Raw genomic sequence first — 18,329 nt, forward strand, 5'->3', positions numbered from 1 at the left:
CAGCCCGGCGCGATCGCGCAGTCTTGAGCGGTCACGCCGCGCCGCGGAGGCACGCCTTCACGACGGCGCGCGAGATGTCAGACGCTACATCGCACGTCGGCGAAAGCGATCGATTCCTCGAAGCCCGCCTTGACCGGCTGGGCGGGCGCCGCGCGCAGCCCCTCGGCATACAGCGTCGACGCCGCTTCGCCAAGGCGCGCGTCAATGTCAGGATGAATCACGTACGCCTCCTCGGGGGTGAGGGCCACCTGGGCGTCCGTGGCGTAGACGCCCGGCAGGATGTGGCGCGCCGCCAGGGATTGAAGCACCGGCCGCAAGGCGTAGTCGAGCGCCAGCATGTGGTGCGGGCTACCGCCCGTGGCCAGGGGCAGCACGACCTTGCCCTTGAACGCCGTCTGGGGCAGCAGGTCCAGCAGCAGCTTGAGCACGCCGCTGTAAGCCGCCTTGTAGACCGGGGTGGCCACCACGATGGCCTGGGCTTCGGCCACCCGCCGTGCCGCGTCTTGCACCGCGGGATGGCCGAAATCGGCTTGCACCAAGGCCTGCGGCGGCAGGTCACGGACCGACAAGCGATCGATCAGCGTGCCGCGTCCGGCCGCCAGCAAACGCCCCACCCGGTCCAGCAGCGCCGCGGAGCGAGAACGCTCGGAAGGACTGCCTGCAATCAACAAGACCGACATGAATGCTCCAGGGTGTGGGGTGGGGTGAGAAGCTGGGGTGGCTGCGTTCACTTCTTGGCGTAGATTTGGTCGAAGCTGCCGCCATCGGCGAAGTGATCCTTGTCCGCCTTACCCCAGCCGCCAAAGGCCTGGTCAATCGTGAACAGATTGAGCTTGGGGAACTGCTTGGCGTACTTGTCAATGGCCTTCTTGGAAACGGCCGGACGGTAGAAGTTCTTGCCCGCGATGTCCTGGCCTTCCTCGGAGTACAGGTACTCGAGGTAGGCTTGGGCGACTTTGCGCGTGCCCTTCTTGTCCACGTTCTTGTCGACCACGGCGACGGCGGGCTCGGCCAGGATGGAGATCGAAGGCGCCACCACGTCGAACTTGGTGCCGAATTCCTTCTCGAGCAGGTAAGCCTCGTTTTCCCAGGCGATCAGCACGTCACCCTGGTTGCGCTGGGCGAAGGTGATGGTGGAGCCGCGCGCGCCGGTGTCGAGCACGGGCACGTTGGCGTACAGCTTCTGCACGAATTCCTTGGCCTTGGCATCGCCACCGTACTTGCGCTTGGCGAATTCCCAGACCGCAAGGTAGTTCCAGCGCGCACCGCCGGACGTCTTGGGGTTGGGGGTGATCACGCTCACGCCGGGCTTGATCAGGTCATCCCAGTCCTTGATGCCCTTGGGGTTGCCTTGGCGCGTGACCAGCACGATGGTCGAGGTATAGGGCGAGGAGTTGTGCGGCAGCTTCTTCTGCCAATCAGCGGCCAGCCAGCCGCCGTTCTTGACCAGCGCGTCGGTGTCACCGGCCAGGGCCAGCGTGGCCACGTCGGCATCCAGACCGTCGATGATGGAGCGGGCCTGCTTGCCCGAACCGCCGTGGCTTTGCTTGATGGTCACGTTCTGGCCGGTCTTCTCCTTCCAGTACTTGGCGAAGGCGGCGTTGAATTCCACATACAGCTCGCGCGTCGGGTCGTAGCTCACGTTGAGCAGGGTCACGTCCTGCGCCAAAGCCGGGGTGGCGGCAAGGCCGAGGACGGAGAACAGACCGGCCAGCAGGGGAAACTTGATAAAGTGGCGACGTTGCGTCATGTCGGGTTCCTTGGTTCGAAGTTGGAATCGCTGCAATACAAAAATAAAGCGATGCAAGGCATTCTGGAGAGACATGACCCAAACTGGAACGAATAAGATTTCAGTTGCTTATTACTTAATCATCGATAAACACCTCCAAGAGATTCACGCCATGGCACGCACCATCCATTGCATCAAGCTCGGCAAAGAAGCCGAAGGCCTGGACTTCCCGCCCTACCCCGGCGAGCTGGGTAAGCGCATCTGGGAAAGCGTGAGCAAGGAAGCCTGGGCCGCCTGGCTCAAGCACCAGACCATGCTGGTCAACGAAAACCGCCTCAACCTGGCCGACGCCCGCGCGCGCCAGTACCTGGCCCGGCAGATGGAAAACCATTTCTTCGGCGCCGGTGCCGAGCAAGCCCAGGGTTACGTCCCCCCGAGCGCCTGACCCCAGCCACCACGGCGCCGCACCGGACAAGGCCGGTGCGGGACCGCGCGCCCGCACCACGATGAGCGAACCCGTCACCTGGCGCGAGGGCACGCCCTACAGCGCGCGTTTCGACGATCTCTACCGCACGACGGCGGATGGGCTGGCTCAGGCGCGGCGCATCTTTCTGGGGGGCTGCGGGCTGCGCGCCCCCGGTGCTGAACCCGCCGAAACGCCAACCCAGCATGCAAGTGCCTGGGCGGGTCAGCGCCAATGGCGCATTCTTGAAACCGGTTTCGGCCTGGGACTGAACTTTCTCGCTGCCTGGCAAGCTTGGCGGCACGATGGCCGGCGACCTGGCCTGCTGCATTTCGTCTCCATCGAGGCGTTCCCGGTCGCAGCCGAGGACATCGTGCGCGGCGCCCAGGCCTGGCCGGAACTGTCAGCGCAGGCCGAGGAACTGGCCGCGCAATGGCGGCGGCTGGAGCCCGGCGCGTCCTGTCCGGTGCAGCGACTGAGTTTCGAGCACGGCCGCGTGCTGCTCACCCTGTGCCTGGGCGATGTGCGTGACATGCTGCGGGAATTGCGCCCCACCCTGCCGCACCGCATGGACAGTGTGTTCCTCGATGGCTTCGCCCCCCAGGCCAACCCGGACATGTGGTCTCCCGACACCCTGCGCGAACTCAGCACCTTGGCCCGGCGCGGCGCCACCCTGGCCAGCTGGACGGCCAACGGCGCGGTGCGGCGCGCCTTGGCGCAAAGCGGTTGGCAGGTCGAGAAAGTGCCGGGCCTGCCTCCCAAGCGCGAGAGCATCCGCGCAGTGTTCGCGCCGCGCTGGGAGCCAACCCGCGCGCGTCCACCGGTGGACCACGAACCCGCACGCTGCGTGGTGATCGGCGCGGGCCTGGCTGGCGCGGCCGCCGCTGCCAGCCTCGCGCGCCGGGGCTGGCAGGTGACCGTGCTGGACGCAGGGCAGCCTTCGGGCCCAAGTCACTCATGGGGAGAGAGCTCCGCCCCTCGCGCTTCGGATCTGCAGGGCTCGTCCGAGGGTAGCTCCGCCGCGCGGGCGTCGGATCTGCAGGGCTCATCCGAGGGCAGCTCCGCCGCGCGGGCGTCGGATCTGCCCGTGGGCCTGTTCGCGCCCCATGTCTCGCCTGACGACAATCTGTTGTCGCGCCTGACGCGCGCGGGCATACGGCAGACGGTGCAGGCGGCCGAGGACTTGAGCCAGCAAGGCGTGCTGCGCGCGGGGCGGGACTGGTCACTCAGCGGGGTGCGCGACCAGGGCCATGCGGCACCGGTCAACCATGCCTTGGCGGGTTGGATGAAACCGGCGCGGCTGGTGGCGGCCTGGCTCAGCACGCCGGGCGTGCAGGTGCGCGGCCAGGTCAGCGTCGCCGCCCTGCGCCGTGCCAGTACGGACGCGGTCTGGCAGGTGCTGGACGCGCAAGGGCGAGAACTGACCCAAGCCGAACTGGTGGTGGTCGCGGCGGCCCACAGCAGCGCGGCCCTGTTGAACGAGCATCTGCCGCCCGCCTCCCCAATGCCCCTGAACCCGGTGCGCGGGCAAATCAGCTGGGGCCTGCACCTGGACACTCCGCCGGATGCCGCCAACGCGCCCTGGCCACCCACGCCCGTCAATGGCAACGGCCATTTCATTCCCAGCGCCCCGATGGACGCGGGCCGGGCCTGGCTTTGCGGCTCGACCTACGAACGCGGCGAAACCGACCCGCGGCCCAGCGCCGCCGAGGTGGCTGCGGGGCATGCCGCGAACCTCGAGAAGCTGCGCGTTTTGCTGCCCGAGGTCGCGCAACGGCTCGCGCCCGACTTCGAGGCGGGCTCGGTGCGGGCCTGGAGTCAGATCCGGTGCACCTCGCGAGACCGGCGCCCCCTGGTCGGCTTCCTCGATGGGCGCGCGGGGCACACCGATGCCCCGTCGCTCGCCTCGCTCGTCACGCAGGTCACTCCCGTCCCGCACGGGCTCTGCCGTCTGGCCGTGCTGACGGCCCTGGGCTCTCGCGGGCTCAGCTTTGCCGCTCTGGGCGCCGAACTGCTGGCCGCGCAACTGCACGCCGAACCCTTGCCAGTGCCTCGCAGACTGGCCCAGGCCTTGGACATCCGGCGCGCCTTGCCCAAGACAGACGGCCCCTGAACACGCCCGGTGCAGAGTGCGAGGCAAGGGCGTTGTGCGAAAGGCGTCGGACTCCATGCCAGCAGGCGCCACCGCCACGCCTTGCGGCCGATTGCACACCTTACACCGCGTTGCAAGGTAACAGCCCCGACACATTGGGGAGGCCTCCACAATGGCCCACCGTCCAACCACCACCGCCCCTCCCAGACGCCATGGCCTCTACCGCTCCCATCACCTCCTCGCCAGCGCCTGAAGAAGGCGAGGCGACGTCCACGCTGTCCGGTGCGCGCAAGCCCATGAGCGCCCTCGTCGTGGCGCACGACCCTGCCTTGAAGCAGCAACTGGTGCAGGCACTGGCCGCGATGGTGGAGGTCGGCTCGGTACGCGGCGCCCACACGCTGGAAACAGGTCTGGTGGCGATCGACGGCCGCATGGTGGACCTGCTGGTGGCCGACTTGGACCTGCCCGAGGACGGCGGCCCCACCCTCATTCGACACGCGCGCCGGCGTCTCGCGGCTTGCAAGGTTCTGGCCTTGGCAAGGCCTGCCACGGCCGAGTCGCGGCTGCCAACCGCCTTGCACTTGGGCGCGCTGGGCTGGCTGCGCATGGACGAGGCGCAGCCAACGTCCGGCGCGGAAATCGCCGCGCGAATTCGGCAATTTCTCGCGGACTGAGCCCCTCGGGCACGGTCCTCGTGGTGGACCGCATGGCGCAAAATACGCGGATGTCCCACAAGCTCATCCTCGACATCGACCCCGGCCTGGACGACGCACTGGCCCTGGCGTTCGCGCACGCCCACCCTGGCTTGGAGTTGCAAGCCCTCACCACGAGTTTCGGGCGCGTGGCCCTGCCACAGGCCACCCGCAATGCCCTGCGCCTGAGCGTGCTGCTGGGTCGCGAGGATCTGCCCGTCTGTGAAGGCGTCGTGACGCCCACGCGCAAAGGCGAATGGTTGCCCGACCCGGGCCTGCATGGCCAGGATGGCCTGGGCGACTGGACGGGGGCCGAGACCCCCGATGGCAGACGACTCGCCGAAGCGCCGCTGACACGGGGCGTGGACGATCGTTCCGCCGCACGCTGCATCGTTCAGATGGCCATGGCGCATCCCGGTGAAATCTCCCTGCTGTGCAGCGGTCCGCTGAGCAACCTGGCCCAGGCGCTGCGCCTGGAGCCCCGGCTGCCTCAATTCCTGAGGCAGGTGGTGGTCGCGGGTGGCAGCCTTGACGCGCCCGGCGATGTGTCCCCCGGCGCCGAACTCAATCTCTGGTCCGACCCGCACGCCGCGGACGTGGTGCTCGGTGCGGGATTCAATCTGACGCTGCTGGGGCTGAACGCCAGCCGCGCCGCGCCGCTGCCACTGGCCTGGGTCGAACACTGGGCGGCGCAGGGACCGGCCAGCACGCTGCGGCAACTCCTGTGGCATGCCGCGCGCCGCCAGTCGCAGGTTCAAGCTCAAGAGTCTGGCCGTCCGGCCAACGAAGGCCCCGCCCCGGCCATCGCCGTGCCCGGCGTGTTGGCCTTGTTGTGGCTGCTGTCTCCCGACGGATTCCGCGGCGTCCGTGGTCCCGCACGCGTGGTGCCGGATGGACTGGCCGAGGGTCAATTGCTGCTGGATCGGCATGCCGACCTGGGCCTGCCCCCCTACCCGCACCCGGGCTGGAGCGCGAACCACGTCCCCGTGCAGGCCATCGTGCACCTGGATGCCGCGGCGGGCCTGGACACGGTGCAGCAGACGTTGGCGCGGCTGAGCTGACCCCCGGGCCTGCAGCCTCGGATTTGCCATTTGCTTATTACCCGGAGTCATGGACTCCTAAGCAAAATGTAGTTTGCAATCTGAGGCGCAACTTTTACAGTCGCGCCCATGTACCAGTACACCGATTTCGACCGTCAGTTCATCCGGCTGCGCGCGGAACAATACCGCGACCAGTTGCAACGCCGCCTGAGCGGCCAGCTCAGCGAAGACGAATTCCGCCCCTTGCGCCTGCAAAACGGCTGGTACGTGCAGCGGCACGCCCCCATGCTGCGCGTGGCCGTTCCTTACGGCGAGATTTCCGCGCCGCAGCTGCGCGTGCTGGCCCGCATCGCCCGCGACTACGATCAACCCAGCCACGAGGTCTTCCAGGGCGCCGTGGCGGCACAGAACAAGCTGGGTGATGTGCAGCTGCGCGACGGCCAGGGCATCGGCAGCAAGCTGGTCACCGGCTACGGCCACTTCACCACCCGGCAGAACGTGCAGTTCAACTGGATCCCGCTGGACAAGAGCGCGGACGTGATGGACCTGCTGGCCACCGTGGACATGCACGGCATCCAGACCAGCGGCAACTGCATCCGCAACATCACCACCGACGCCCTGGCGGGCGTGGCCGTGGACGAAGTGGCCGACCCTCGCCCCTGGGGCGAGGTCATGCGCCAGTGGAGCACGCTGCACCCCGAATTCGCCTTCCTGCCGCGCAAGTTCAAGATCGCGATCACGGGCGCGCGCGAAGACCGTGCCGCCACGCCCTGGCATGACGTGGGCCTGCACCTGATCAAGAACTCGGCGGGTGAACTGGGCTTCAAGGTGCTGGTGGGCGGCGGCATGGGACGCACACCCACCATCGCCACCGTGATCCGCGAATTCCTACCGGCCGAGCAGATCCTGAACTACCTCGAAGCCGTGGTGCGCGTCTACAACCGCTGGGGTCGCCGCGACAACAAGTACAAGGCACGCATCAAGATCCTGGTGAAGGCCGAAGGCCAACGCTACGTGGACGAGGTCGAGGCCGAGTACCGGCAGATCCTCGACCACGACGGCGCGCCGCACACGGTCAGCGCCGCCGAGCTTCAGCGCGTGAGCGCGGGTTTCGTGCCGCCGGCCCTGAAACTGGACAGCGCCGCCGCCGAAGCCGTGACGCCCGCCGAGCAGGCCGAATACCAGCGCTGGCTGCAACGCAATGTGCACCCGCACCAGAACCCGGCCCTGCGCGCGGTCACCCTGTCCTTCAAGCGCCCAGGGCAGTCGCCCGGTGACGCCACGGCCGCGCAACTCGACGCGGTGGCTGAACTGGCCGAGCGCTTCAGCGCCGGCGAGGCCCGCGTGACGCACCAGCAGAACTTGCTGTTGCCCTGGGTGGCGGCCGCACAACTGCCCGCGCTCTGGCGCGAGGCCAAGCGCTTGGGCCTGGCCAAGGCCAACATTGGCCTGCTGTCCGACATGATCGCCTGCCCCGGCGGCGACTTCTGCGACCTGGCCAATGCGCGCTCGTTGCCGCTGGCCGAGGCGGTCACCGTGCGCTACCAAGACTTGGACGAGCTGGAAGATCTGGGCGAGATCGACCTGCACATCAGCGGTTGCATCAACTCCTGCGGCCATCACCACAGCGGCCACATCGGCATCCTGGGCGTCGACAAGGACGGCAAGGAGTGGTATCAAGTCACGGTGGGCGGCTCGGACGGCAAGGACCTCTCTGGCGCGGCCGTGCCCGGCAAGGTCATTGGCCCGTCCTTCTCCTCGCACGAGGTGCCGGACGTGATCGAAGCCCTGCTCAACACCTACCGTGAGCTGCGCGCCACGGGCGCGGATGGCCGCCAGGAACTGTTCATCGACACGCTGCGACGCGTTGGCGTCGAGCCCTTCAAGCAGGCCGGCCAGCAAGCCCGCCACCCGAACGCGGACACCGAAGAAACCGCCACCGCCTGAGACCCAAGACCACCATGCCCTTGCAACTCATCACCGCCCACGAGGCTCAGGCCAGCGACGCCAGCGCCCCCGAGGTGCTGGTCCTGCCCAATGACGCCGACCCGCGCACCGTGCAGCTCGCCGGCGTCAAGCGCGTCGACCTGCACTTCCCCGCCTTCACCGATGGCCGCGCGCACAGCCAGGCCTTCCTGCTGCGCCGCCGCCTGGGCTTCCAGGGCGAGATCCGCGCCACCGGCGACGTGCTGGCCGACCAGCTGCCGCTGATCGCACGCAACGGCTTCACGCAGGCGGTGCTCAAGGAAGGCCAGGACCTGGCCACCGCCCAACGCCAGCTCGCGCGTTTTCCGTCCTACTACCAGGGCGACGCGGTGCTGCCGCAGCCCAGGTTCGCGCGGGAGAGCTCATGAACAGCCGCCTGAACCCCGCCAGCGCGGTCAACGCGGGCAGCGGCATCGGCGCCGTCAGCACCATCAGCGCCGCCGATCTCGCGCAAGTCAACGCCGAGTTTGGCCACGATGCGCCCGCCCTGGTGGCCTGGGCGCTGGGCCTGAACAAGACCGCGATCGTCACCACGAATTTCCGTCCCTTCGAGGCGGTGATCCTGCACCTGGTCACGCGCGTGCAGCCGGACGTGCCCGTGGTCTGGATGGACAACGGCTACAACACCGAAGCCACCTACCGCTACGCCGACGAGGTGACCCGCCTGCTCGGGCTGAACCTGCGCATTTACCTGCCGCGCCGCACGCGCGCGCACCGCGAGGCGCTGGAAGGACCGGTGCCCGGGCTGGATGACCCGCGTCATGCCGCGTTCACCGAAGAAGTGAAGCTGGAGCCCTTCGCCCGCGCGCTGCGCGAGACCGCCCCCCAGGTCTGGTTCACCGCGCTGCGCGCCACCGATTCCGCCGTGCGCGCCCAGATGGAGCCGGTCAGCATCAACCCCGATGGACTGATCAAGGTCGCGCCTCTGCTGCATTGGTCCTCCAAGGACCTGCACCAGTACTGCGAAACGCACGGACTGCCCAACAACTTCGACTACGTGGACCCGACCAAGGGTGAAGCGCAGCGCGAATGCGGTTTGCACATCGCGCATTGAATGGAGATGACCAAGGTCATGAACGCCCGCCCCCCCCTGGAACTTCGGCCGGAACTGCTGGCCCCTGCCGGGCATCAGCTCAGCAACGCCCACCTGGACGCGCTCGAGGAAGAAACCATCTTCATCCTGCGCGAAGTCGCCGCCGCCTTCGAGCGCCCCACCCTGCTGTTCTCGGGTGGCAAGGATTCGCTGGTGCTGCTCAAGTGCGCGGAGAAGGCTTTTGGCACTGGCAATCTGCCCTACCCGCTGCTGATGATCGACACTGGCCACAACTTCCCGGAAGTCACGGCCTTTCGCGACCAACGCGCCAAGGAGCTCGGTGCCGAGCTCATCGTGCGCAGCGTGGAAGACTCCATGAAGCGCGGCACGGTGCGGCTGGCGCATGCTGGCGAATCGCGCAACGCCCACCAGTCGGTCACCTTGCTCGAGGCCATCGAGGAATTCCGCTTTGACGCGCTGATCGGCGGTGCGCGGCGCGACGAGGAAAAGGCCCGCGCCAAGGAACGCATCTTCAGCCACCGCGACGGCTTCGGTCAGTGGAACCCCAAGGCCCAGCGGCCCGAACTTTGGACGCTGTTCAACACCCGCCTGGCGCCGGGCGAGCATTTCCGCGTCTTCCCCATCAGCAACTGGACCGAGCTGGACGTCTGGCAGTACATCGCCCGTGAAAACGTGGCCCTGCCCAGCCTCTACTACACGCACCAGCGCGAAGTAGTGGAACGCAAGGGCCTGCTGGTGCCCGTGACCGAACTCACGCCGCCCAAGGCGGGCGAGCAGGTTGTCGTGCGCGACGTGCGCTTCCGCACCGTGGGCGACATCACCTGCACCTGCCCCGTGGCCAGCACCGCCGCGAACGCCAACGACATCGTGATCGAAACCCTGGCCGCCGAGGTCAGCGAACGCGGTGCGACGCGCATGGACGATCAAACCAGCGACGCTTCGATGGAGAAGCGCAAGAAGGACGGGTACTTTTAAGCTCCCTCCAGGCTGCGCGCGCCACTCCCTCAAGGGGCACCACCAGCGGCCCGGCAAAGCCGGTCCCGCGGTGGTTCTCGAATAGGAAAACTTATGACGATTTCTAACATCTCATCCACCGCCTCCGCACTCAAGTTCATCACTTGCGGCTCAGTGGATGATGGCAAAAGCACGCTGATCGGCCGCCTGCTGGTCGACACCCGCGCCGTGCTGCAGGACCACCTGGCCGGCGTGCAGCGCCAGGGTCAGACCGACCTGGCCCTGCTGACCGACGGCCTCACGGCCGAGCGCGAGCAGGGCATCACCATCGACGTGGCCTACCGCTACTTCAGCACCGAGACGCGCAAGTTCATCATCGGTGATGCGCCAGGCCATGAGCAGTACACGCGCAACATGGTCACCGCAGCCTCCAGTGCCGACGCGGCCGTGGTGCTGATCGACGCGACCAAGCTGGACTGGAAGAACCCCGCCCTCGCCCTGCTGCCGCAGACCCGCCGCCACAGCCTGTTGCTGCAACTGCTGCGCGTGCCGGGCATCGTGTTCGCGGTCAACAAGCTGGACGCGGTGGATGACGCGGCGCTCGCGTTCCAGCACATCAGCGCCCAATTGAACGCCTTCGCGCGCAGCGCGGGCCTGAACGTTCACGCCACCGTGCCCGTCTCCGCGCTCAAGGGCTGGAACGTGGTGGACGCCGCAGAGCAAAAAAACTGGTGCGGCTACGCGGGCCCGACCTTGCTGCAGATCCTGGAAGCGCTGCCCACGACCGCACCCGACCATGCCTTGCCTTTTGCCTTCCCCGTGCAGTGGGTCGAGAAGTTCTCGTCATCGGCCGACACATCTCAAGGCCGCCGAGTGTTCTGGGGCCGCGTGGCCGCGGGCGCGGTGCAGGCCGGCGACGAGATCAAGGTCTTCCCCAGCGGCCAGACCGCCACGGTGGCCCAGGTGCTGGACCATGTGCGCCAGCCTGGGACCGTGGGCGCGGGCCACAGCGCTGGCATCGTGCTGGACCGCGAGGTCGATGTGTCGCGCGGCGACTGGCTGCTATCGACCGGGCACGCCCCCGCCACTCAGACCCTGCAGGCCACGGTCGCCTGGCTGGACGACGAACCACTGGTGCCAGGACGGGTCTATTGGGCCCTGCACGGCCACCGCTGGGTCAAGGCGAAGGTGGCGCACATCGCGCACCGCTTGAACATCCAGACCTTGGCCGAGGAAGCGGCCCAGCAACTCGAGGCCAACAGCATCGGCCACGTGGAGCTGACGCTGCAAGCCCCGCTGGCCGTCCTGCCCTTTGCCCAGGCGCGCGTGTTGGGCTCGCTCATCCTGGTTGACACGGCCAGCCACAAAACCGCTGGCGCCGTTCTGGTGAGGCCCGCCAAGGCCTGAGCCACCGCCGAGCCCTTCCTTTAAAATCGCGGGTTTCCACCCAGCCAGAACTACAAATGACTCACGTCGTCACTGAAGCCTGCATCCGCTGCAAATACACCGATTGCGTCGATGTCTGCCCCGTCGACTGCTTCCGCGAAGGTCCGAACTTCCTGACCATCGACCCGGACGAGTGCATCGACTGCGCGGTCTGCATCCCCGAATGCCCGGTCAACGCCATCTACGCCGAGGAAGACGTTCCTTCCGGCCAGATGCACATGATCAAGCTCAATGCCGAGCTGGCCCGCGCGCCGGGCTGGAAGAGCATCACCAAGCGCAAGGCCGCCTTGCCCGACGCCGAAGAGTGGAAGGACAAGACCGGCAAGCTGTCCGAGCTGCAACGCTGACCCTCGGCGCAAGCCTGACGCTGTTTTTTTCAACATTGAGTCGACCCGGCTCATCCTCAACGCTACCTTGCAGTTTCAAACCCCGTTCCAAACCCATGCGGGCGGCCCCGACGCCCCCGTGATCGAGACCGACGCCGTCATCATCGGCGCGGGCCCCGTGGGCCTGTTCCAGGTCTTCGAACTCGGCCTGCTCGAAGTCAAGGCCCATGTGATCGACTCGCTCGCTTACCCGGGCGGCCAGCCCATTGAGCTGTACCCCGACAAGCCGATCTACGACATCCCGGCTGTACCAGTCTGCACGGGCTTGGAACTGACGGAATCGCTGCTCAAGCAGATCGAGCCCTTCGGCGCGACCTTCCACCTGGGTCAGACCGTGACCGTGGTGCACAAGCGCGAGGACGGCCGTTTTGACGTCGAGACCGACAAGGGCACGCGTTTCATCACCAAGACCATCTTCATCGCCGCCGGCGTGGGCGCCTTCGAACCGCGCACGCTGAAGGTGGACGGCCTGGACAAGTTCACGGGCACGCAACTCCACTACCGCGTTAAGAACCCGGCCGACTTCGCTGGCAAAAACCTGCTGATCGTGGGCGGCGGCGACTCTGCCCTGGACTGGACGCTGAATTTCACCAGCGAAGGCCCGAACAAGGCCGAAAGCGTGATCTTGATGCACCGCCGTGACGGGTTCAAGGCCGCACCGGCGAGCGTGGCCAAGATGCGTGAACTGTGCGACGCCTACGAGATGCAGTTCATGGTCGGCCAAGTGACGGACTTCGAGGAGAAGGACGGCAAGCTGGCGGCCGTGAAGGTGACCGGCGGCGACGGTGTCACCCGTGTGGTTCCGCTGGACGTGCTGCTGGTATTCTTCGGTCTGAGCCCCAAGCTGGGCCCCATCGCCGATTGGGGTTTGGACATCGAGCGCAAGCAATTGGTGGTGGACACGGAAAAGTTCAGCACGAGCGTGCCGGGCATTTTCGCCGTGGGCGACATCAACACCTACCCGGGCAAGAAGAAGCTGATTCTGAGCGGCTTCCACGAATGCGCCCTGGCCGCCTTTGGCGCCATGCCCTTCATCAACCCGGACAAGAAGGTGCACCTGCAGTACACCACCACCAGCCCCAAGCTGCACAAGGTGCTCGGGGTGGAGTCGCCGGTATTTGACTGACTTTGTTCTTCGCGGCCTGTCCTGTGATGTTCGCAGGGCGGCACCGATGGAGTCCAAGCCCGCTTTGTGCGGGCTTTTTCATGCACGGCGCATGCCCTGATAATCAGGCTCCTTTTTTGAACGCGCGCATGCAACAGCCGTACAGCCCTGAAAACCCAAGCCCTCCCAGCTGTTCAATGATGTTGGACGGCGTCCGTTTGCAGCGCGGCAGCACCGTGGTGTTCGACGGACTCAGCTTACAGCTGCACGAACATCGCATCGGTTTGATCGGCGACAACGGTGCGGGCAAGAGCAGTTTATTTCGTCTGCTCTGCGCGCTGGATCGACCGCAGGAAGGTCGCATCCAGGCGCCTGCGGGCCCCCAGGCGGTGGGGATGATGTTTCAAAACCCAGACGATCAAATTATCTTCCCCACCGTGGAGGAAGAACTGGCGTTGAGCTTGCAGCATTTGTCTCTCACGCGGACACAAGCGCAGCAACACGTGCGTGAGGTCTTGCAAGCGCGCGGTCTGGCGCACTGGGCGCCACGCGCGATCGCGAGTTTGAGCCAAGGTCAACGCCAGCATGTTTGCTGGCTCGCGCTGGTGTTGGCGCCGCACCGTGTGCTGCTGCTTGATGAGCCTTTCGCCAGCCTCGATTTACCCGGCCAAGCGCTGTTGAAAAGCGAGATCGACAAAGCGCCCCAGCAAGTGCTGGTGTCTACCCATGTGCTGGCGCACGTGCGACATTTTGAACGCGTGATTTGGCTCGATCAAGGCCGTGTCCGTGCTGATGGCGCAGGTCAAGAGGTGTGTGCAGCTTACGAGGCCGATGTGGCTTCGCGTTCGACCTGAGACCCAACATGGGCAGCCTCTACAGCGACACCCCCACATGGTTGCACCGTGTACCAGCAGGTTTCAAGCTCCTGGTCTTAGCGCTGCTGAGCATCTGCTTGTTTGCGGTTCAGCAATGGCCTCTGCTGCTGGCCATCACGCTGGTCTGCACCTTGGTTTATGCCTCGCTGGGCGCGGCGACACGAGGAGCCCAAAATTTGGTGGTGGGGGTCCTGGTCGCCAGTGGTTTGGTGGCGGGGTTTCATGTGTGGATGGGACAGCCCATTTTGGCGGCGGTGACTGTGACTCGCTTGCTCAGCGCCACGCTGATGGGGATCGCACTCACACTCACCACCCGCTACAGCGACTTGCTGCATATCTTTGAGTGGTTGCTTTCCCCTCTGAATCAATGGGGCGTTCGCACCGACCACTTGGCGTTGCAGCTGGCTTTGATGCTGCGATTCACTGAGCATTTTTTTGTGGTGTGGCGCCGCTTGGACGACGCTTACCGCCTACGAACCGGTAAAACAGGCGGTTTTAGAATATTGGCTCCGCTGACCATTCACATGTTGCTCACCACGCGGCGCGTGGCTGATGCGCTCACGCTTCGTCTACGCCGCTGACGGCTTCATTCATGAAAACCATCCACTCGACTTTCTCTTTGGTGTTGGTATCTTTGTTTGCCGCACTCATTGCCGTGTTGGGCCTGATCCCCAAAATCGACTTGCCTTTGGGCGTGCCGATCACCATGCAAACGCTGGGCGTGATGCTGGCGGGTTGTATTCTTGGCCCCAAACGCGCGCTGCAAGCCGTGACCCTGTTCTTGCTTGCCGTTGCCTTGGGTTTACCTTTGTTGTCAGGTGGCCGCGGAGGCATGGGCGTGTTTTTCTCGCCAGCCAGCGGGTATTTGATGGGCTGGCCCATTGGCGCATTCGTGACGGGCTTGATGATGTCGGCCATGTCCACGGCAACACCACGCAGTTCGGCCATCAGTGCCTTCTTTGCTTCGGCGATTGGTGGCTTGCTCGTGGTGCATGTGTTCGGCGTGGTGGGATTGGTGAACATTGCCAACTTGACGTGGGCGCAAGCCGTCACGGGAACCTTGGTGTTTGTGCCGGGTGACTTGATCAAGTGCGCGCTGTGCGCCATCGTGGTTCACACCGTGGCCCGTGGCTTGCCCGACTGGCGCTTTGGTGACTGACGCTGACCACGGCTTGGTTCATGGCCGCCTGACACATTGGGCCCAAGCCCGCGCCCAGGTGGTGGCGCTCGAGGACGGCAACACCACCCTCACGTTTGCCGCCTTGCACGCGGCGGTCTGCCGACAAGCTCAGGTGCTGCAAGACCGCCAAGCCCCCGCCACGGTGTTTGTGGACGATGCGCTCAGCACCGTGGATCAGATGGTCGCCTTTTTGGCCATCATCACCAGTGGGCGATGTGCGGCCGTGACCGATCCCGATTGGCCTTTGGCGGTGCGACAAAGTGTGCAGAGGGCTTTCGCACAAACGCCGGCTGACATGGCGATGCCCACGCCACGAACGCCTTTTTACATTGGCTTCACCTCCGGCAGCACGGGGAGCCCCAAAGGCTTTCGGCGGCATCACCAATCGTGGACCGAAAGCCTTCTAGCGTGCCAAGACACCTTTGGTGAAGACGTTTCCAGACGCGTCATGGCGCCGGGTCGGTTCTCACATTCGCTGTTTTTGTTTGGCATGATTCTGGGGCTGTGGAGCGGCGCGGGCGTGGTGGTGCAAGAGAGGTTTTCGGCCGCACGCATGATGGCCACCTTGCAGCAAGGTGAGACGCCGTGCCTGGTCGCCGTGCCCAGCCAACTCTTGCTGATGCTGGCCTTGGCCGAACGCCGCAAAACGCCGCCCATTGACAGCGTGCGTTTGATTTTGATCAGCGGCGCACGTTGGATGCGTGATCGCACCGTGGCGTTGCAAGCTTTGTTTCCAAAGGCCCGCATTGTGGAGTTTTATGGTGCGTCGGAAACCAGTTTCATTGCATGGATGGACGCAGATGCCTCGGCACCCGCGCAGGCCGTTGGCAAACCGTTTTCAAATGTAGACATAGCGATACGCGACCCGCAGCCACCTCTGGGAACGGGGCAGATTTTCGTGCGCAGCCCCATGTTGTTCATGGATTACGTGGGCCCCAATCCCGACCACACGGCGGCCGTGCGCGATGGCGATTGGCTGTCCGTGCGTGACATGGGCTACATCGATGCGCAAGGTTACTTGTGCTTGCTGGGGCGCGAAAATCGCATGGTGGTCACGCAAGGCAAGAACCTATTCCCAGAAGAAATTGAAGCCGTGCTGCTGGCTGATCCACGCATTGCGCACGCTTCGGTGCAGGGCGTGACGGACGCATTGCGTGGCCAGCAAGTGGTTGCCATTTTGCAATTCAAAGACGCAGCAAACACCCTGACGGCTCAAAACGTTGCGGCATTGTGCCGCGAGCACTTGGAAGCGTACAAAGTTCCAAAGCGCCTGTGGGTGTGCGACCACTGGCCTTTGACCACGAGCGGCAAAACCGATCACGCGGCTTTGGCAAAGGCCTTGCAGAATCCATCATGCCTGCGCCCCTTGCTTTGATTGCCCATTGGGCGCGAAGTGCCGTCGTCCCTCGTGGCGGGGCCTTCAACGCACTGCAAGCACACGAAATTGCATCGCCCGTGGTGCAAGCGTTGCTGCAAGGTGCAGGATTAGACCGGGCTGCTGTCGACGTTGTGGTGTTGGGCAACGCATTGGGCGCAGGCGGTAATCCGGCACGCATGCTGGCCCTGCATGCGGGGTTGCCCCAGCGCTGCGCAGCCTATACCCTCGACACCCAATGCTGCGCAGGCTTAGACGCCGTGGCGACAGGCGCTGCCTTGATTGCTTCAGGTCAAGCACAGGTGGTGATCGCGGGTGGCGCCGAGGCCTGGAGCCGTTCTCCAATGCGCATGCATCGGCCTTTGCACCCTGGCGTAGCCCCTGTGCCGTACGAGCGACCAGCATTCGCGCCCACGCCTGAGCAAGACCCAGACATGCTCCTGTCTGCTGCGCGTTATGCAGCCGCACATGGGTACACGCGTTCCGAGCAAGAGGCTTATGCCCTCAACAGCCATGCTCGCGCGGTCGCGAGTCAAGACCTTTTGGCCACTGAAATCGTCCCCCTGCTGGGTGTGCGTCACGATGCTTATCCGCGCCTCATATCCGCTGAACGAGCGGCTCGCATGCCCGTGGTGGCGTGCGCAGAGAACGCAGCCCCAAGCACTTTCGGCCTGAGCACACTGACTATTTCAGCCCAAGCCGATGGCGCGGCATTTGTGCTGCTCATGAGCGCGCAAGCTTGCGCCAAGTGGGATGTCACAGCTTCGATGGCCCTCAAAGCTCACGCCTCGGTGGGTAGTGCGCCCGAGATACCGCTGATCGCCGCGGAGCTTGCAGCCCGTGAAGTTCTCAAGCGCGCGGGTGATCTGAAGCAACATGAATTGGCCTGTGTTGAGCTGCATGATGCATTCGCCGTGCAAGCCCTGAGCTTCGCGAAAGGTTTAGGGCTTCGACCGGAGCAGTTGAACCTGCACGGCGGTGGCATTGCACGTGGTCATCCGATTGGAGCATCGGCTGCGGTGGCTTTGGTGCGCTTGCTGTCTGACTTGGCGAGGCATGAACAGCCTGATGCCAAAGGCTTGGTCGCAGTGGCCGGAGCCGGAGGCTTGGGGTCTGCTGGGGTGGTGCAAAAGTTGTGGGGCGATCTTCACGATCAGCTGAACTTTCTACCCTAAAACTCTGAAGTACTCACCCAAAGCACAACGTTCAGTGCGTGTTTGGTTCACAGGCGCATCTGGGTCGGCGTAGCCTAATGCCAGGCCGCACACGATGACGGAGTGGGCTTGTAGCCCAAGGTGCCGTCGAATGAGCGAGGGGTAAGACGCCATGGCTCCAATGGCGCACGTGGCCAAGCCATGCGCCTGTGCGGCCAGCATCAAGCCGTAGAGCGTCATGCCCAAATCCATGTAACCGCCACTGCCAAACCCGTGCTCCAGCGTGACCAGCAAGGCCACGGGCGCATCGAAAAAGCGAAAGTTGCGTTCAAACTGAGCGTCACGTCCTGCTCGGTCATCACGCGCCACGCCGATTGCACCGTACAGTGCCTGCGCCGCGGCCACTTGCCGTTTGCGCAGCGTCATGGGCATGGGTTTGGGAAAGTAGTCGTAATCCTCGGTTTCAGCCTCCCCCGCACGCCAAGCACGGATCAAATCGGCCGACAATGCTTCGCGCACTTTTCCTTTCACTTGAGTGAAAGAGCCGGGCTGCAAGTTGGCTCCGCTGGGCGCCGCCCGTGCAGCCATAAGCAACTGCTCAAGCACATCGGTAGGAATTGAGGTGGGCAAATAGCCGCGCACAGAGCGCCGGTCTATGCACAGCTGAGAAAAAAAAGTTCGGTTATCCACTCGGAAATTATCGGTCCGAATGGAGACGAACAACCCCGTTGCGCGAGCGAGCTTTCAGACTGACCCACGCCCACCCAGTCTCACTGGGCAGAGCACCATCGCACCCCG

At 65.0% G+C, this 18,329-nt stretch carries 19 protein-coding genes; 16 read left to right on the top strand and 3 right to left on the bottom strand.

Translation table 11 applies throughout. The features are described from left to right. Positions 1–77 precede the first annotated feature (77 nt). Together ssuE and HGR_RS04435 are read right to left on the bottom strand one after the other, a co-directional pair. The gene (gene ssuE, locus HGR_RS04430; RefSeq protein WP_006296901.1) at positions 78–680 is read right to left on the bottom strand and encodes an NADPH-dependent FMN reductase; all 603 of its coding nucleotides are present in this window, start codon (positions 678–680) and stop codon (positions 78–80) included. Positions 681–727: 47 nt separating this feature from the next. Further along, positions 728–1,750, bottom strand: a complete 1,023-nt coding sequence (locus tag HGR_RS04435; RefSeq protein WP_006296902.1) for a sulfate ABC transporter substrate-binding protein — start codon at positions 1,748–1,750, stop codon at positions 728–730. A gap of 151 nt (positions 1,751–1,901) precedes the next feature. On the opposite strand from HGR_RS04435, the gene HGR_RS04440 reads away from it, so the two are divergent. The 16 genes from HGR_RS04440 to HGR_RS04515 all read left to right on the top strand — a co-directional run bounded on the left by HGR_RS04440 (position 1,902) and on the right by HGR_RS04515 (position 17,552). Further along, complete coding sequence (locus HGR_RS04440) at positions 1,902–2,174, top strand: oxidative damage protection protein (protein ID WP_006296903.1); 273 nt, start codon at positions 1,902–1,904, stop codon at positions 2,172–2,174. Positions 2,175–2,235: 61 nt separating this feature from the next. Continuing rightward, the gene (mnmD, locus tag HGR_RS04445; protein WP_006296904.1) at positions 2,236–4,305 is read left to right on the top strand and encodes a tRNA (5-methylaminomethyl-2-thiouridine)(34)-methyltransferase MnmD; all 2,070 of its coding nucleotides are present in this window, start codon (positions 2,236–2,238) and stop codon (positions 4,303–4,305) included. Positions 4,306–4,496: 191 nt separating this feature from the next. Beyond that, positions 4,497–4,958, top strand: a complete 462-nt coding sequence (locus HGR_RS04450) for a response regulator (RefSeq protein ID WP_006296905.1) — start codon at positions 4,497–4,499, stop codon at positions 4,956–4,958. 50 nt (positions 4,959–5,008) lie between these two features. After that, positions 5,009–6,037: a nucleoside hydrolase gene (locus tag HGR_RS16720; RefSeq protein WP_006296906.1), complete on the top strand. Its 1,029-nt coding sequence runs from the start codon at positions 5,009–5,011 to the stop codon at positions 6,035–6,037. Positions 6,038–6,145: 108 nt separating this feature from the next. Further along, on the top strand, positions 6,146–7,963 hold the full coding sequence (locus HGR_RS04460) for a nitrite/sulfite reductase (RefSeq protein ID WP_006296907.1): 1,818 nt from the start codon (positions 6,146–6,148) through the stop codon (positions 7,961–7,963). A 14-nt stretch (positions 7,964–7,977) separates the two neighbouring features. Continuing rightward, on the top strand, positions 7,978–8,370 hold the full coding sequence (locus tag HGR_RS04465; RefSeq protein WP_006296908.1) for a DUF934 domain-containing protein: 393 nt from the start codon (positions 7,978–7,980) through the stop codon (positions 8,368–8,370). A 62-nt stretch (positions 8,371–8,432) separates the two neighbouring features. Next, positions 8,433–9,056, top strand: a complete 624-nt coding sequence (locus HGR_RS04470; RefSeq protein WP_039852358.1) for a phosphoadenosine phosphosulfate reductase domain-containing protein — start codon at positions 8,433–8,435, stop codon at positions 9,054–9,056. 18 nt (positions 9,057–9,074) lie between these two features. Beyond that, positions 9,075–10,031 carry a sulfate adenylyltransferase subunit CysD gene (gene cysD / locus HGR_RS04475; protein ID WP_039852361.1) on the top strand — a complete coding sequence of 319 codons (957 nt, stop codon included), beginning with the start codon at positions 9,075–9,077 and terminating at the stop codon, positions 10,029–10,031. 93 nt (positions 10,032–10,124) lie between these two features. Continuing rightward, the gene (locus tag HGR_RS04480) at positions 10,125–11,417 is read left to right on the top strand and encodes a sulfate adenylyltransferase subunit 1 (protein WP_006296917.1); all 1,293 of its coding nucleotides are present in this window, start codon (positions 10,125–10,127) and stop codon (positions 11,415–11,417) included. A gap of 56 nt (positions 11,418–11,473) precedes the next feature. After that, positions 11,474–11,803 carry a ferredoxin FdxA gene (fdxA, locus tag HGR_RS04485; RefSeq protein WP_006296918.1) on the top strand — a complete coding sequence of 110 codons (330 nt, stop codon included), beginning with the start codon at positions 11,474–11,476 and terminating at the stop codon, positions 11,801–11,803. Between the two features lie 67 nt (positions 11,804–11,870). Then, the gene (locus HGR_RS04490) at positions 11,871–12,968 is read left to right on the top strand and encodes an NAD(P)/FAD-dependent oxidoreductase (RefSeq protein ID WP_006296919.1); all 1,098 of its coding nucleotides are present in this window, start codon (positions 11,871–11,873) and stop codon (positions 12,966–12,968) included. A gap of 128 nt (positions 12,969–13,096) precedes the next feature. Beyond that, positions 13,097–13,801 (top strand): energy-coupling factor ABC transporter ATP-binding protein, encoded by a 705-nt coding sequence (locus tag HGR_RS04495; protein ID WP_050797385.1) that lies wholly within the window; start codon positions 13,097–13,099, stop codon positions 13,799–13,801. 8 nt (positions 13,802–13,809) lie between these two features. Beyond that, positions 13,810–14,403: an energy-coupling factor transporter transmembrane component T family protein gene (locus HGR_RS04500; protein WP_006296921.1), complete on the top strand. Its 594-nt coding sequence runs from the start codon at positions 13,810–13,812 to the stop codon at positions 14,401–14,403. Positions 14,404–14,414: 11 nt separating this feature from the next. After that, positions 14,415–14,981: a biotin transporter BioY gene (locus HGR_RS04505; RefSeq protein ID WP_039852298.1), complete on the top strand. Its 567-nt coding sequence runs from the start codon at positions 14,415–14,417 to the stop codon at positions 14,979–14,981. Between the two features lie 13 nt (positions 14,982–14,994). Next, a complete protein-coding gene (locus tag HGR_RS04510) occupies positions 14,995–16,377 on the top strand; it encodes an AMP-binding protein (RefSeq protein WP_237701368.1) in 1,383 nt (460 codons plus the stop codon). Next, a complete protein-coding gene (locus HGR_RS04515; protein ID WP_406564754.1) occupies positions 16,353–17,552 on the top strand; it encodes a thiolase family protein in 1,200 nt (399 codons plus the stop codon). The genes HGR_RS04510 and HGR_RS04515 overlap by 25 nt, the downstream gene beginning before the upstream one ends. On the opposite strand, the gene HGR_RS04520 is transcribed toward HGR_RS04515, so the two are convergent. After that, positions 17,544–18,242 carry a nitroreductase gene (locus tag HGR_RS04520; protein WP_050797391.1) on the bottom strand — a complete coding sequence of 233 codons (699 nt, stop codon included), beginning with the start codon at positions 18,240–18,242 and terminating at the stop codon, positions 17,544–17,546. The two genes, HGR_RS04515 and HGR_RS04520, sit on opposite strands and share 9 nt — an antisense overlap. Between the last annotated feature and the right edge of the window lie 87 nt (positions 18,243–18,329).

It is taken from the genome of Hylemonella gracilis ATCC 19624 (assembly GCF_000211835.1).
Classification (GTDB): Bacteria; Pseudomonadota; Gammaproteobacteria; order Burkholderiales; family Burkholderiaceae_C; genus Hylemonella; species Hylemonella gracilis.